Origin of the sequence: Streptomyces sp. NPDC001678, assembly GCF_042892945.1 — a bacterium.
Lineage (GTDB): Bacteria > Actinomycetota > Actinomycetes > Streptomycetales > Streptomycetaceae > Streptomyces.
Genome location: NZ_JBIAUP010000017.1, coordinates 74,215 through 89,095 on the forward strand (window position 1 = coordinate 74,215; position 14,881 = coordinate 89,095).

At 73.6% G+C, this 14,881-nt stretch carries 13 protein-coding genes; 4 read left to right on the forward strand and 9 right to left on the reverse strand.

Annotated elements, in window-relative coordinates:
• Window positions 1–11: 11 nt before the first annotated feature.
• From ACFYZR_RS28050 to ACFYZR_RS28090, 9 genes are all read right to left on the reverse strand, one after another.
• Entirely contained in the window at window positions 12–596 is a 585-nt protein-coding gene (locus ACFYZR_RS28050) for an NADPH-dependent FMN reductase (RefSeq protein ID WP_391915056.1), read from the reverse strand.
• Window positions 597–646: 50 nt separating this feature from the next.
• Window positions 647–1,849: an FAD-dependent oxidoreductase gene (locus ACFYZR_RS28055; RefSeq protein ID WP_391915058.1), complete on the reverse strand. Its 1,203-nt coding sequence runs from the start codon at window positions 1,847–1,849 to the stop codon at window positions 647–649.
• A 5-nt stretch (window positions 1,850–1,854) separates the two neighbouring features.
• Window positions 1,855–3,264 carry a dihydroorotase family protein gene (locus tag ACFYZR_RS28060; RefSeq protein WP_391915060.1) on the reverse strand — a complete coding sequence of 470 codons (1,410 nt, stop codon included), beginning with the start codon at window positions 3,262–3,264 and terminating at the stop codon, window positions 1,855–1,857.
• Window positions 3,252–4,427 carry an acyl-CoA dehydrogenase family protein gene (locus tag ACFYZR_RS28065; protein ID WP_391915062.1) on the reverse strand — a complete coding sequence of 392 codons (1,176 nt, stop codon included), beginning with the start codon at window positions 4,425–4,427 and terminating at the stop codon, window positions 3,252–3,254. The genes ACFYZR_RS28060 and ACFYZR_RS28065 overlap by 13 nt, the downstream gene beginning before the upstream one ends.
• Window positions 4,397–5,455, reverse strand: coding sequence for a PrpF domain-containing protein (locus ACFYZR_RS28070; RefSeq protein WP_391915064.1), 1,059 nt, complete (start codon window positions 5,453–5,455; stop codon window positions 4,397–4,399). The genes ACFYZR_RS28065 and ACFYZR_RS28070 overlap by 31 nt, the downstream gene beginning before the upstream one ends.
• A complete protein-coding gene (gene asnB, locus ACFYZR_RS28075; protein ID WP_391915066.1) occupies window positions 5,452–7,272 on the reverse strand; it encodes an asparagine synthase (glutamine-hydrolyzing) in 1,821 nt (606 codons plus the stop codon). Before asnB ends, ACFYZR_RS28070 begins: the two co-directional genes overlap by 4 nt.
• A 118-nt stretch (window positions 7,273–7,390) precedes the next feature.
• Window positions 7,391–8,356, reverse strand: coding sequence for a PLP-dependent cysteine synthase family protein (locus tag ACFYZR_RS28080; RefSeq protein ID WP_391915068.1), 966 nt, complete (start codon window positions 8,354–8,356; stop codon window positions 7,391–7,393).
• An 82-nt stretch (window positions 8,357–8,438) separates the two neighbouring features.
• The gene (locus ACFYZR_RS28085; protein WP_391915216.1) at window positions 8,439–9,182 is read right to left on the reverse strand and encodes an HpcH/HpaI aldolase/citrate lyase family protein; all 744 of its coding nucleotides are present in this window, start codon (window positions 9,180–9,182) and stop codon (window positions 8,439–8,441) included.
• An 89-nt stretch (window positions 9,183–9,271) separates the two neighbouring features.
• On the reverse strand, window positions 9,272–10,150 hold the full coding sequence (locus tag ACFYZR_RS28090; protein WP_391915218.1) for a TauD/TfdA dioxygenase family protein: 879 nt from the start codon (window positions 10,148–10,150) through the stop codon (window positions 9,272–9,274).
• 452 nt (window positions 10,151–10,602) lie between these two features.
• Between ACFYZR_RS28090 and ACFYZR_RS28095 the strand changes: the two genes are divergently transcribed.
• The 4 genes from ACFYZR_RS28095 to ACFYZR_RS28110 are packed head-to-tail and all read left to right on the forward strand — an operon-like array spanning window position 10,603 to window position 14,848.
• Window positions 10,603–11,943 carry an MFS transporter gene (locus tag ACFYZR_RS28095; protein WP_391915070.1) on the forward strand — a complete coding sequence of 447 codons (1,341 nt, stop codon included), beginning with the start codon at window positions 10,603–10,605 and terminating at the stop codon, window positions 11,941–11,943.
• A gap of 5 nt (window positions 11,944–11,948) precedes the next feature.
• Window positions 11,949–12,557 (forward strand): serine O-acetyltransferase EpsC, encoded by a 609-nt coding sequence (gene epsC / locus ACFYZR_RS28100; protein WP_391915072.1) that lies wholly within the window; start codon window positions 11,949–11,951, stop codon window positions 12,555–12,557.
• 49 nt (window positions 12,558–12,606) lie between these two features.
• On the forward strand, window positions 12,607–13,575 hold the full coding sequence (locus ACFYZR_RS28105) for a PLP-dependent cysteine synthase family protein (protein WP_391915074.1): 969 nt from the start codon (window positions 12,607–12,609) through the stop codon (window positions 13,573–13,575).
• 40 nt (window positions 13,576–13,615) lie between these two features.
• Window positions 13,616–14,848 (forward strand): NikS protein, encoded by a 1,233-nt coding sequence (locus tag ACFYZR_RS28110; protein ID WP_391915076.1) that lies wholly within the window; start codon window positions 13,616–13,618, stop codon window positions 14,846–14,848.
• The last annotated feature ends 33 nt before the right edge of the window (window positions 14,849–14,881 follow it).

Genomic DNA, 14,881 nt, shown 5'->3' on the forward strand with positions numbered 1-14,881 from the left:
GTGATGCGATGTCAGGCCGCTGCGGGGAGCCGGTCCTGGGCCCTGGCGCGGGCGCCGCTCACGGTCAGCACCTGGGAGATCATTTCGATTATCTTCTCCCGGTGGTGCGCCTCACCCGGCGTGCCCTCGGCGCTCAGCGAGCCCGCGTTCGGCAGGACCACCCCGAGCGGGGTCGGCCAGGCGCGCAGCGAGTGGCCGATGGTGCGCAGCGTCTCCAGGGTGGTCACCGCGCCCTGGGTGCCGGCGCCGACGGCGACACAGCCGATGGCGCGGCCGTCGAGGAACGGCCGGGGCCCGGCGAGGTCGTTGACGAAGTCCAGGGCGTTCTTCAGCAGGCCCGACAGGGTGCCGTGATAGGTCGGCGAGACCAGGATCACCCCGTCGGCGCGGCCGAGCTCGTCGAGGAAGTCCGCGATGCCCGCGTGGTCCCCGGAGATCCCCGGCCGGTAGAAGGGGAAGTCGATCTCGGCACCCGTGAACGTCCGGGCCGTGGCGCCCTGTTCCCGGCACTCCCGCGCGCACCACTCGGCGATGCGGTCGGAGGTCGACCCGGCCCGGAGCGACCCGCTGATCAGTACGATGTGTGGCGTCTGCACGCTGCGGCAACCTTCCATACGAGACATGCGAAGTGAGCTGTTGTTGTCGGTCAGCCGGCTACCGGCCGGACGTCCAGCCGAATGTCTTCCGGACGCCAGGCGACCACGTCGAAGATCGCCTCGTCCTTGCGGCCGTGGGACCGCATGAAGTCGTTCCGCGCGCGTTCCTCGTCCCGGCTGGCGCCCTGGTCGAGGGCGCCCTGGCGGCGCGAGTGGAGCACGACGGCGGAGGTCCGCTCCAGGCGCTGCTCCTGGTAGACGCGCAGGGCGGTGTCCACGTCGTGGTGGGCGCCGAGCGCGGCGGCGAGGACGACCGCGTCCTCCAGGGCCATGTTGGCGCCCTGGCCCATGGCCGGGACCATGGGGTGGGCCGCGTCGCCGAGGAGGGCGACCCGGCCGTCCACCCAGTGGGGGGCGGGGTCGCGGTCGTGGATGTCGGTGACCGCGACGTCCTGCGGGTCGGCGTCCAGGATCAGCCGCACGAACGGCTCGTGCCAGCCGTCGAGGGCCGCCACCAGCTCCTTCAGGGCCACGTCGCGGCCCTTCGCGGGCCACACCCCCGGCTCGGCGGTGATCTTCGCCGCCCAGTACATGGTGTCGCCGCCGACGGGGGCGACGAAGAGCTGGATGCCCCGCCCGTTGGCCACGAACGGCCGCGGGTAGAGCGACGATCCGGTGGTCCGGCCCCGGACGGACGTGTAGCCGCGGTACGTCGGGGCGCCGTCGCCCAGCATCGCCTGCCGGATGACGGACTTGATGCCGTCGGCCGCCACCAGGAGGTCCGCATCCAAGGTGTTGCCGTCCGACAGCCGGACGCTCACCCCGTCCGCGCGGCCGGTGTGGCCCTCGACGGCGGTGCCGAGCCGCAGCACCGCGCCGGCGGCGAGCGCCTCGTCGAGCAGGGCCGTCTGCAGGGCCGTGCGCAGGATCGGGATCTGCGGGGCGCCCAGACGCTCGCCCATGTCGCCGATGGGCTCCTCGGACAGCGTGTTCCCGGCCGAGTCCATCAGCAGGCGGACGTCGCCGGGGACGGTCGGGTGACCGCTCGCGCGGACGCGTTCTCCCAGGCGCGGGCTGATCGCGTCGATCGCCCGGACACCGTTGGCGTAGACCATCAGCCCGGAGCCGACGTCGCCGATGTGCCCGGCGCGCTCGACGACCGTGACGTCCAGGCCGGCGCCCGCGAGGGCCGCCGCGGTGGCGAGGCCGCCGATGCCGCCGCCGGCGACGATCGCTGTGCGCTTGCGCTCCATGCTCGTCACTCCCCTTCCGTCCGCGCCGGGGCGCAGCCCAGCCAGCGGCCGTCGTAGTCGCCGAACTCGCCGGTGGCGGCGTCCCAGACGACCTTGCCCGCGCGGACGGTGCGCTCGACGCGGCCGGTCATCGTCCAGCCCTCGTACGCGGACCAGCCGCACTTGGCGCGGACGTCGTGGGCGGAGAGCATCCAGGTGGCGTCCGGCGCGAAGAAGACCAGGTCGGCGTCGGCGCCCGGCGCGATCCGGCCCTTGCCCGGCAGGCGGAACAGGTCCGCCGGGCCCTCGGCGAGGTGCCGCACGAGGCGGGCGACCGCCACGTCGGGGTCCTCGTCCGGCCAGCGGCGGCGCATGCCCGTCCACACGCCGACGGCCAGCTCCTGCACACCCGGCAGGCCGGGCGGCGACTTCTGGACCGTCTGCGTCTTCTCCTCGACGGTGTGCGGCGCGTGGTCGCTGCCGATGGTGGCGGAGTGGCCGGAGCGCAGCGCCTCCCACAGCCGGTCCTGGTCCGACTGCTGACGGATGGACGGCGACAGCCGGGTACGGGCGCCCAGCCGCTTGGTGTCCTCGTCGGTGAACGACAGGTGGTGGCCGGTCACCTCGAAGCTGACCGGTAGCCCGGCCGCCCGGGCGGCGCTCACCAGGTCGGCCTCCTCCGCGCTGGACAGGTGGAGGATGTGGGCCCTGGTGCCGTGGCGGCGGACGAGCTCGATGACGCGGGCCACGGCGGCGATGCCGCCGCTGCGGGGCCGGCGGGCCTCGTACTCGCGGTAGTTCTCCAGGTCGCCCCACCAGCCGTCGAGGAGCTGGAAGAGCAGGTCGTCCTCGGCGTGGAGGACCAGCTGCACCCCGCCCTCGGCGGCGGCGACGAACGCCTTCTCCAGGGCGACGGGGTCGCGGACCACGGTCGGGGCCGTGTGGTGCCCGGCCATGAACACCTTGGCGCTGGTGGCGACCTCGGGGTCCAGGGAGGCCAGCAGCTCGGGGCGCTCGGGGTCGAGGCCGATGTGGAAGCGGTGGTCGACCAGCGAGTGGCCCGCGATCATCGCGGCCTTCTCCCGGACGGCCTCCTCCGTCAGGGTCGGCGGGACCGTGTTGGGCATGTCCATCACGGTGGTGAAGCCGCCGGCGACGGCCGCCCGGCTGCCGTGCTCCCAGTCCTCCTTGTGCGTCAGACCGGGGGTGCGGAAGTGCACGTGGGAGTCGATGAGGCCGGGCAGGACGTAGTGGTCCCCGGCGTCCATCCGGGACACGGACGCCGGCACGGTGTCGGGTGCCTCCACGTCTTCGACGGCCAGGACGCGGCCGCCCGCGATCAGCACCCGGCCCGGGCGGACGCCCTCGGGGGTGACCAGCCGACGAGCGGTGACGACCAGATCCACGCCCGAGCGGTCTTCGTTCAGTTCTGCCATGACACAGCCACCAACTCTCGGGCGAGGTCGTTCGTCGGTCCCATCAGCGCCACCGCGCGCGCGTCGGCCAGCAGCCGGTTCAGCCGCGAGCCGGTGACGTAGCCGGCGGAGCTGAGCATCCGGGCCACCTCCAGGCAGATCTCCTCCGCCTCGGTGGACGCGTGGAGCTTGCTGTGCAGCGTCGTCAGACCCGGTGTCGGCGACGTCCGGGCGCCGGCGCGCTCGACGATGGCGCGCGCCGACTCCAGCCGGGTGGCCAGGCCCACCAGCCGGTGCCGCACGGTCGGCTTCTCCAGCAGGCCGCGCCGCTCGACGTGGTCGACGACCAGGTCGAAGGCGGCCCGGGCGGTGCCCACGGCCACGGCGCCCAGGGTGGCGCCGGACTCCCGCACCCCGGCGATGATCTCCGGCGCCCGGCCCTCCGGGCCCAGCATGTCCGCACCCTGGACCACGCAGTCCACCAGCGAGACGAAGCCCGTCGCCGAGCCGCGCATGCCCACCAGGTCCAGGCTCAGGTCCGGCACCAGGCCCGGGTTGTCGCCCATGACGAGGAAGAAGGTCTGGCCCACCGAGCCGTACACCCGGGCGGTGTCCGCCTCCGGCTCCTCGGTCTGCACCAGGACGAGGTAGATGTCGGCGACCGAGGCGCCGGTGGTGAAGGACTTCGCGCCGTTGAGCACCCAGGTGCCGTCCGGGCGGCGGGTGCCGGTGCTCGCGAGCTTCTGCTTCGCGGCGCCCGCGCCGGTCTCGCTCCACGCGGAGGCGGCCAGGTACGTGCCGTCGGCGAGCCGCGGCAGCAGCTCCCGCTTCTGCTCCTCGGTGCCCCACTCGGCGATCCGGGCGCTCACCGCGAAGTGCTGGAAGGCGATGATGGACACCGAGGGGTTGACGGTCGCGATCTCCTCGACGACCCGGTTGACCTCGCGGGCGTCGGCGCCCGCGCCGCCGTACTCGGTGGGGACCGCCGTGGCCAGCAGGCCCGATGCCCGCAGCTCGGCGAGCACCTCGTGGTCGGGGGCCCCGCTCAGCGCGGTCTGCTCCGCGGACTCGCGAAGCCGCGCCCGCAGGGCGGGGGCGATCTCCGTCCTCGTGGCTTCCGTCTCCGTGGTTTCCGTCCGCACGGTTTCCGTCCTCATGCGGACGTCGCTGACAGTGCCAGGCATTGGGCAATCTCCTCGAATTGCAGATGGGCGAGAGGTTCGAGCACGAACGAGCCCTGGAAGGTGACCCGCTTGCGTCCCACGCCCACCCAGGTGAGCGCCGGCTCCCCGGCGGTCTCGAGCGTGGTGGCGGTGACCGCCGTGTCACCGCCGGGTGTGGTGATGTCGATCAGTCCGTCGGCGGGGCCCTGCTCCCGGGCCATGGCCCAGGGGATCGTGCCGGGCACCCGGGTGGCGGCGCCGAGGCAGACCGCCCCGGTCAGGGCCATCGTCGGATGCCAGGACGGCACCGAGATGGCGCGCGCCGCGAGCCGGCCCGGCTCCATCGGCACGATCGCCGCGATCTTGGGGAACGCGCCCTCGGGGGACCAGCCCAGATGGGCGGCGGCGGCCGCGCGGATCCGCGCCATCCGCTCGAACAGCTCGCTCCCGGCGGAGAACAGCGCGCCGTGGTCGGCGATGCCCAGCTCCCGCGCGTCGACGAACGCGTAGGCGTTGCCGGAGGACACCAGGGACACCGTGACGTTCCCGCCGTCCTCCACCGCCAGCTCGGTGCGGGCCTCGCCGGTGAGCAGCAGCCGCGAGACCGCGACCCCGCCCGGCTGGACGAAGTAGACGGTGAAGCGCACCTCGTCCCGGTCGACGGCGTCGACCTCGCACACCACGCTGTCCCCGTTGTTGAGGACGTTCACCCGGATCCGGCCGCCCGGCGTCAGCTTCGGCAGCATCCCCGACCGGGAGGCCGCCACGACCGCCGAGAGGATCGAATGCCCGCAGGAGCCGCGGAAGTCGAAGCGGTCCGGGCCGCCGGGCAGCGCCTGGACGAAGCGGTAGTCCAGGTCGAACATCGGGTGCTCGGAGGGCCGGACGAGCGCGATCTTCAGGACGTGGGAGCCGCCCGCGTCCGTCAGATAGCGCCGGACCGCGGTGAGCTCCCGCCGCACGGACTCCTCGTCGGGGGCCAGCAGCCCCGCGTCGAGGACGACCGTCGGGCAGGGGCTGCCCGACGCGTAGGCGAGATGGCCGATCATGCCGGGACCGCCGTGCGCCCGGCCGCCACCGGCCCCAGGGCCGCGCGGCGGAACAGCTCGCGCCACACCTCGTGCACCAGCAGCGCCCACAGGGTCAGCGACGTGGTGTCGTCCGGCCGCTCCGCCTGGACGGCGAACAGCCGCTCCACGGCCTGGACGTCCAGCTGGCCCGCGTCCTTGAGCCTGCCCGGGTTCAGCATGTCCCGCGCGTACTCCCACAGCGCGGAACCGGGCGCCAGCATGGCCGTGATGGGCAGGGTGAACGGCTGCTTCGGGCGGTTGAGGACGTCGTCGGGGACCAGGCCGGCCGCCGCCGCGTACAGCGACCGCTTGACCTTGCCGTCGCGGATGCGCAGCGCGTCCGGCAGGGCGCGGCCGGGGGCGATGATGTCGCGCTGGCAGAACGGCAGCCGGGCCTCGACGGAGCTGGCCATGCTCAGGTGGTCGACGCGGCGCAGGTGGTAGGCGGGCAGCCGGTGGCCGAGCTCGAACTCGGTGATGCGCTCCAGGACCGTGCCCTCGCCCGAGCGGAGCCGCGCGAGCGCGTCGCCCGGGATGGCGTCGACGCCGGCGATCAGCGCCCGGTAGTCGTCGGTGTAGAGCGAGGCGCGGCGGTGGGCGGGGAGGACGCCGAGCTCGTCGACGTAGTCCTGGTACCACTCGGCGCCCGTCGCGGCGGCCTGGGCGGCGGCGCGCATCCGGCCGTAGCCGCCGAAGATCTCGTCGGCCGCGTCACCGGTGAGGGCCACCTTGAAGCCGGCGTCGCGCACGGCGCGGAAGAGGGAGAACGTGCTCAGGGTGATGGGGTCGGCGTTGGGCTGGCCCAGGTGCCAGACGACGTCCTCCAGGAGCGAGGGGAAGTCCGCCGGGTCGGTCTCCACCTGGTGGTAGGTGGCGCCCGCGCGCTCGGCCGCCTGGCGGGCGAAGTGCCGCTCGTCGAACGGCCAGTCGCCCTTGTAGGCGATGTTGAAGGAGTCCACCGGGCCGTACTCGGCGGCGAGCGCGGTGACCAGGCTGGAGTCCAGGCCGCCGGAGGTGATCACGGCGACGGGCACGTCGGCGTTGAGGAGGCTGCCCACCTCGGTGCGCAGCCGGCCCCGGATCAGCTCGCCGGCGGCCGTCTCGTCGGTCTGCGGCGTGGCGTCGGGGCGCTGCGGGCGGCGGATGACGCGCGGGGTCCCGCCGGCCTCGATCACCATGGTGGTGGACGGGGGCAGCACCTGGATCCCGGCGAACATCGTCTCCTCGCCGAAGGGCGTCTTGGTCGCCAGATAGGCGTCCAGTCCCTCGGGGCGGAAGCCGGCCGGCACGCCGGAGAAGCCGAGCAGCGCGGGGAGTTCGGAGGAGAAGTGGATCGAGCGCTCCGCCGCGTCCCAGCGGTAGTACAGCGGCTTCATGCCGATGTGGTCGGTGGCCAGGATCAGCTTGGGCCGCTCGCCGCGCTCGTCGACCAGGGCGAGGGCGTACATGCCGTCGAGGTGGTCGGTGAAGTCCAGGCCGTACTCGCGGTACAGGGCGGGGATGATGCTGCCGTCGCAGCGGTCGGCGAAGGTGTGGCCCATCGCCTCCAGGCGGGCGCGCAGCTCGTTGTGGTTGTAGATCTCGCCGTTGAAGACGACCTGGTAGCGGCCGGGCCGTCCGTAGGGCTGGACGCCGCCGTCGAGGTCGACGATGGCCAGTCGGTTGTTGCCGATGCCCCAGCCGGCGTCACGCGCCGAACCGGTGTCGTCCGGGCCGCCGTGCCGCTGGAGCGCGGCGACCGTCCGCAGTTCGTGAGGGGAGGCGATCGCGTTGAAGTAGCCGTAGATGCGGCACATATGAGGTGTCCGTTCCGGGGTGAAGCCGAGAAGCCGGGAATCCGGGGTGAAGCCGGGAAGATGCGGGCGGCCGGGCGTGGCGTTGCGGGACGCCCGGCCGCCGGGTGCCGTGCGGGCGTCAGCCCTGGTCGCGGGCCATCGAGAGGTAGCGCTCCCCGGTGTCGGGGAAGACGGTGACGATGGTCCTGCCCGCCCAGCGCTCCCGCTGGGCGAGGAGCCGGGCCGCGTACGCCGCGGCGCCCGAGGAGATGCCGGCCAGCAGGCCGGTGGCCCTGTTGACCTCGTGCGTCGTGCTCGCGGCGGCGTCGTCCGGCACCGCGACGACCTCGTCGATCAGCTCGAGGTCCATGATGTCGGAGACGTAGCCGGCCCCGATGCCGGGGATGCCGTGGGGCCCGGCCTCCCCGCCGGAGAGGATCGCCGAACGGGCCGGCTCCACCGCCACCACATGGACGTCGCGGCGCTCCTTGAGGTAGCGGGCCACGCCCATCAGGGTGCCGCCGGTGCCGACGCCGCACACCAGCACGTCGACGTCGCCACCGGTGGCGTCCCAGATCTCCGGGCCCGTGGTCTCGTAGTGGGCGCGGAGGTTGGCCGGGTTCTCGTCCTGGTGGGCCAGCCAGGAGCCGGGGATGGAGCGCTGGAGCTCCTCGGCGTAGCGCCAGGCGGGCAGCAGCCCGTCCTGGTGGGGCACGAGGACGATCTCCGCGCCGAACTCCCGCAGGATCTGGCGGCGTTCCTCGGTCGCGTTGTCCGGCATCACGATGATGCAGCGATGGCCGCGCTGGGCGCTGAGGGCCGCGATCGAGATGCCCGTGCTGCCGGAGGAGCACTCGATGACCGTGCCGCCCTCGGGGGCCAGCACGCCCGACCGCTCCGCCTCGCGCATCATGTAGAGGGCGGGGCGGTCCTTGACGTTGGACAGCGGGTTGAACATCTCCAGCTTCGCCAGGAGCCGGACCCCGTCGGGCACGCCCGGGAGGCGGACCTCCATCAGCGGGGTGTCGCCGACCAGTTCCTCCGCCGACCGGACGATCCGGCGCGCGGCCCGGGCGGGGGCGGGGGAGGGCGCGTTCCCTGTCATCAAAGCTCCAGCTTTCATCGCAGTGTCATCGCAGTTCGTCTTCGGTGCGGCCGCCGGCGCGACCGGGGCGGGGCCGGGGCCGTCAGGCCTCGCCGCGGGCGGCGGCGAGGTGGGTGACGGCGGCCTCCTGGAGGTGGGTGATGTCGCTGGAGACCGTGGCGAAGGTGAATCCCTCGGCCAGCCGGCGCTTGGCGTCGGCGCCCTTGAGGACGTGGATGCCGCAGGCGATGCCCGCGCGCTCGGCGGCGTCGGTGATCCGCTTCAGCGCGTCCTCCAGGGCGTCCGCGACGTCCGGGTCGCCGAAGAACCTGGCGCCCAGGGCCACGGACAGGTCGGCGGGGCCGACGTAGACCGCGTCCAGCTCGGGCGTCGCGCAGATCGCCTCCAGGTTCTCCAGGGCGGCGGCCGTCTCGATCATCACGATGCAGGCGACGGCCTCGTCGACCTCGGCGGGCACCGAGCCCATCCGCAGCTCGCCGCGGACCGGGCCGCCCAGGCTGCGGGTGCCCCTGGGGTGGTGCCGGCAGGCGCGGGCGGCGATCGACGCCTCCTCGGCGGTGTTCACCATCGGGACCACCACGCCGCGGGCCCCCGAGTCCAGGGCCGTGCCGATGGCGATCGGGTCGACGGAGGGGACGCGCAGGACGCCGGCGGAGACCTGCCGGGCGTCCACGGCGAGCATGGCCGTCTGCCAGCCGGCCCGGTGCATCACACCGTGCTGGCCGTCGACGCCGATGTAGTCGTAGCCCACGCCGGCGATGCGCTCGGTGCCGGCCGGGTTGTCACAGGCGATCCAGTAGCCCAGCAGGCGCTCGCGGCGGCGCAGCCGCGCGGCGAACGTGGCCGGGTCGTGCCGCCCGTCGGTGTGCGGGGCGGGCTGCGAGGTGGAGTACGCGGTGGTGTTCGCGGTGGTGGTCACTCGCCCTCACCGTCCTCGACGCCGTTCTCGATGACGTAGCTGGTGCGGCCGTCGAGGCCCACCGGCACGTCGCCGGTGATGGACACGCGGTGCAGGACGCGCTTGTGGTCGTCGTAGTCGTTGACCGCGTAGTGCTGCGTGGCGCGGTTGTCGAAGATCAGGACGTCGCCGACGCGCCAGGTCCAGCGGGCGGTGTTCTCCGGGCGGCGGACGTAGCCCTGCAGGACGTCGATGAGGCCCTGGGACTCGCGCTGGGTCATGCCGACGAAGCGCTGGGCGAAGCCGCCCAGGAACAGGCTCGGTTCACCGGACTCGGGGTGGACGCGGACCACCGGGTGCGCGGCCTCGAAGCGCTTGGCCATGAACGCCTTGCGCACCTCCTCGCCGCGCTCGGTGCCCAGCTTCGGCTGCTCGGCGCGGTTGGTGTGCACCGCCCACAGCTTGTCGGCGATCTCCCGGAGCTCCTTGGGCAGGTCCTTGTAGCCCGCCGCGCCGTTGGCGACCATCGTGTCGCCGCCGTAGGGCGGGAGCACCATGGCGCGCAGGGTGGTGCCCAGCGACGGGGCCTGGGTGAAGCTGATGTCCGTGTGCCAGTGGTTGGCGCGCTGGTCCTCGCCGTCGATCGGGATGACCTGGGGGGCGCCGTCGACCGTCCGCATCATGGGGTGCTTCTGGGTCAGCGGGCCGAAGCGGGCCGCGAACTCCAGCTGCGCCTCGTCGGTGATGTCCTGGTCCCGGAAGAAGAGGACCTTGTGCTCCAGGAAGGCCTCGTGGATCTGGGCGAACACCGAGTCCGTCAGGCCGGTGCCGAGGTCGACGCCGAGGACCTCGGCGCCGATACGGCCGCCGACCTTGCGGATTTCAAAGCTGGACACCATTCATTCCTTTCGGGGGCGCGGCGTCATGCGACCGGGCACCACTGGGAGGCAGGAATTCGACAGTCACCGCCGGGCACCTTCCGGGGAATTCGGATCCCAACAGTGGCCCGTGGCTTTACGGAAATACCGGGACCGCGGTCGTCCGCGGCGAATGCGGCTTCGCGTCCACGACGGGCCGTCCCTGGCGAGTTGGAGCCAACCATGCCGGTCAGCGGGGCGGCAAGGGCTCGGGGCGTTCTCGCCCACTACTTCAGCGACTTGCCGAAGTGGGGCCGCGACTTGGGCAAGTCCGCTACTTCGGCAAGTCGCTGAAGTAGCAACGGGCCGCTATCGGGATGTTGCCGGGCCGGGCCCCGCGTGGTTGGCTCCATTCGCCCAAGCGAGAATTGCCCTCTGTTCGGCAGCAGCGCGCGGAGTCGGTGAACTCCGCCGGCAACCAAGGAGTTCCCGTGAGCCCCACACGCCCAGGCAAGGGCACGTTCCCCCGCTACCGTTATCTGGCCGCCGTGTCGGCCGAGGCCGTCGGTGGCGGCATGTACGTCCCGGTGTCCTTGCTGTACTTCCACCGGGTGGCGGGGCTGCCGCTGGGGCAGGTGGGCGGCGCCCTGACCGTCGCCGCGCTGGTGGGCCTGGTCGTGAGCCCGTTCTTCGGGGCGCTGGTCGACCGGCTGGGGGCCCGTAGCGTGGTGGCGGCCGGATTCGCCGTGCGCGCCGTGGGGTTCGTCTGCTATCCGTTCGTCCACCAGTGGTGGCAGCTGCTGGCCGCCGCCACCCTCGTCGCCGTCGGGGACCGTTCGTTCCAGGCGTCCATCCAGGCCCTGATATCCGAACTCGCCCAGGGCGCCGAGCGGCAGCGGATGATCGCCACCCAGTCGAGCCTGCGCAACGCCGGCTTCGGCGTGGGCGGCCTGCTGGCCAGCCTCGCGCTGGCGGCCGACGCCGACTGGGCGTACCACGCGGTCGTCCTGGGCAGCGGCGCGGGCCTCGCGCTGGCGGCCGTGCTGATCGCCGGCCTGCCCTCCGGGCGCGTCCCGGCCACCGCCACCACCACGGAGGCGGACGGGAAGGCCGCCGGGGGTTACGGTGCCGTCCTGCGCGACCGCCCCTACCTGGGGCTGACGCTGGCGACCGTGCCGCTGGCGTTCTGCTACTCCTCGCTCAGCGTCATCCTGCCCGTCTACACCACCCAGACGCTCCACGCCTCGGCGTCCCTGCCCGGCCTGCTGTTCACCGTGAACACCGTGCTGGTGGCCCTGGCGCAGGTCCCGGTCAACTCCTGGACGTCCAGGTGGCGGCGCACCCGCGTGGCCGCGATGGGCGGAGTGGTCTTCGCCGCTGCCTTCCTGGGCTTCGCGGCGCTGTCCGCCCTGGACGGCGGTGTCGTCCTGGTGTCCGGGCTGCTGCTGACCACCGTGCTCTACACCGGAGGCGAGCTGCTGCACAGCCCGTCCTCCGGCGCCCTGTCCACCGATGCCGCGCCGGACGCCCTGCGGGGCCGTTACCTGGCCGTCTACTACCTGTCCTGGTCGGTCGCCAAGGCGGCCGCCCCGGCCCTGTTCACCACCCTGCTGGCCGTCTCCGCGAACCTGACCTGGCTGCTGCTGGCCGGCGGGGTGCTGATCGGCAGCCTCGCCATGCTGCGGCTGGAGCCGCGCCTGCCCGCCCACGCGGTCCGGCCCGCCCCCGAGCCGGGGAGCGCGGAGCCGAGCGGCGCGGAGGCGGCCGGGGAGCCCGCGGGGACGGCGCCCGGCGCGGCCGCACCGCCCACCCGTCGTACCAGGAGGAGTTGAGTCCCATGCCCACCGAACCCGGACTGCTGCGGACGCTGCGCGAGGACCTCGACGTCGTCGTCGAGCGCGATCCGTCCATCCGCAACCGCCGGGAGGGCGTACTGCACGCGGCGCTGCCCGCGCTGTGGGCCCACCGGGTCGCCCACCGGCTCCACCGGCGCGGCCTGCGCCTGGCCGCCCGGCTCGTCGCCCACGGCGCCCGCCGGCACACCGGGGTGGAGATCCACCCCGGTGCGGTCCTCGGCCGCCGGGTCTTCATCGACCACGGCTGCGGCGTCGTCATCGGCGAGACCGCCGTGATCGGCGACGACGTGACCATCTTCCACCAGGTCACCCTGGGGGCCGTCGGCTGGTGGAACGACAACGCCCGCCCCGAGGGCGAGCGCCGGCACCCCGTCGTCGGCGACGGCGTCATCCTCGGCGCCAACGCCACCGTGCTCGGCCCGGTGACCGTGGGGGCCGGCGCGCTGATCGGCGCGATGGCCACCGTCACCAAGGACATCCCGGCCGACGCCCGCGTCTACGCGCCCCCTTCCGTGATCCGCACCCCGGGCGGCGACGTCACCCCGGCCACCGACCCCGTACGCCTGCTCGCCTCGGCCGGCTCCTGGTGAACCGCGCCGCCGACCCCCACCCACCACGCCCCGAGTAGGAGACCCACCCATGGCCGCTGCCGCCACCGCCCATCCCGGCCCCGTCACCACCGGCACCCGCCGTATCGCCGACGGCCTGGAGGACCTCATCGGGGGCACCCCCCTGGTCCGGCTCCACCTGGAGGGCGCGGACCCGTCCGTCGAGGTCCTCGCCAAGCTGGAGTCCGTCAACCCCTTCTCCAGCAGCAAGGACCGGCCCGCGCTGCGCATGATCCTCGGCGCCGAGGAGCGCGGCGACCTCGCACCCGGAGGCACGGTCGTGGAGTCCACCTCCGGCAACACGGGCATCGCGCTGGCCGCCCTCGCCGCCGCCCGCGGCTACCGCTGCGTCGTCGTCCTGCCCGACAGCGCCACCCCCGAACGCGTGGGCCTGCTCAAGGCGCTGGGCGCCGAGGTCGTGCAGACGCCCAGCGAGGACGGCTTCCCCGGCGCCATCGCCAAGGCCGAGGAGATCCACGCGCGCACCCCCGGCTCCTGGTACTCCCGCCAGCACGAGAACGACGACAACGTCCTGGCCCACTACGAGAGCACCGGCCCGGAGATCTGGGCCGACACCGCCGGGAAGGTCGACGTGCTGATCGCCGGCGTCGGCACCGGCGGCACCATCACCGGCTGCGCCCGCTACCTCAAGGAGCGCGACCCGGCGATCGAGGTCGTCGCCGTGGAGCCGGAGGGCTCGCCCGTCCTCTCCCGGGGCTTCGGCGGCCAGCACCGCATCCCCGGCCTCAACGGCGGCTTCGTCGCCCCCACCACCGACGAATCGCTCATCGACCACGTGCTGACCTGCGGCGACGACGACGCCCTGGCCGCCGCCCGGGCCCTGGCCACCCGTCAGGGCCTCTTCGTCGGCGTCTCCTCCGGCGCCGCCGTGCACGCCGCCGCCCGGCTGGCCAGGCTCCCCAAGTACGCGGGGAAGACCATCGTCACCGTCCTGCCCGACACCGGCGAGCGCTACGTCAGCCTCTGGAACGAGTCCTGAAAGCCCCCGCCCCCGCACCCGCCCATCATGAGGTGACCGTATGACCGCCCTGGTCCTCCACCGCGGATCGTTCCGCGCCAACCCCTACGAGCGCTGGATGGACGGCTACGACGCGGACGTCGTCGTCCTCGCCTCCAGCGAACAACTCGCCGTGCACGGCGAGGAACTGCCGACCGCCGCGCCCTTCGCCCATGCCGAGGCGCTGCCCGGTTACGACACCAGCCCCCGAGTCGCCGAGCGGGCCGCCGAGCTCATCGAGCGGTACGGCGTGACCGACATCGTCGCCTGCCAGGAGAACGACCTGGAGCGCGCCGCCCACCTGCGCGTGCGCTACGGCCTGCCCGGCCCGCGCCCCGAGGACGTCGTGCCCTACCGCGACAAGTGGGAGATGAAGCGCGCCGCCGTCCGCGCCGGCATCCCCGTCGCCGCCCACGCGCTCCTGACCGAGCCCCGGGACCTCACGGATTTCGCCGCCGCCCACGGCCTGCCCGTGGTGGTCAAGCCCCGGCGCGGCGCCGGCTCCATCGACCTGGCCGTGCTGCGCACGGAGGACGAGGTCGCCGGCTGGCTCGCGGGGGACCACCTGGCCGCACCCGGCGAGGAACCCTCCTGGCTGGTGGAGGCGTTCGTCGAGGGCGGGATGTGCCACATCGACGGCGTGGTGCTCGACGGGCGCGTCGTCACCATGTGGCCCTCGCGCTACACCTACGTCCTCGCCGACTACACCCAGCGCGAGGGGCGCATGGACATCGCCCTGGACGCCGACGACCCGCTGCGCCACCGGCTGACGGCCTTCGGCGAGCGGCTGCTGGCGGAGTTCGGCGGCAGCGACCACTTCGCCTTCCACATCGAGGTGTTCCACACCCCGGACGACGAGCTGGTGCTGTGCGAGGCCGCCTGCCGGGCCGGCGGCGCGGGCGTCCGGGACGTCCACCGCGCGATGTTCGGCTTCGACCCCGCCGAGCCGCCGGTCCGTCGTCAGCTGGGGCTGGACTTCCCGTACGAGGGCGGTGGGAGGCCGGTACGCATCGGCGGTCAGCTGCTCTTCACCCGGCGGCCCGGCACGGTCCACCGGATGCCCGATCCGGCGGGGATGCCCGAAGGGGTGGTCAAGCACCAGTACTTCGCGGCGCCGGGGGACCGGATGGAGGAGGCCTGGCACTCCGGGGACTTCCTGGCCGCCTTCGTGGTGGCGGGCGCGGACCGCGCGGAATGCGAGGCGCGGATCCGGGCGCTGGAGGAGTGGTTCCTCGCTGGGCTCGACGTCCGCTGAGCGGACGGGACACGCTCGGGCGGGACGCGGCCG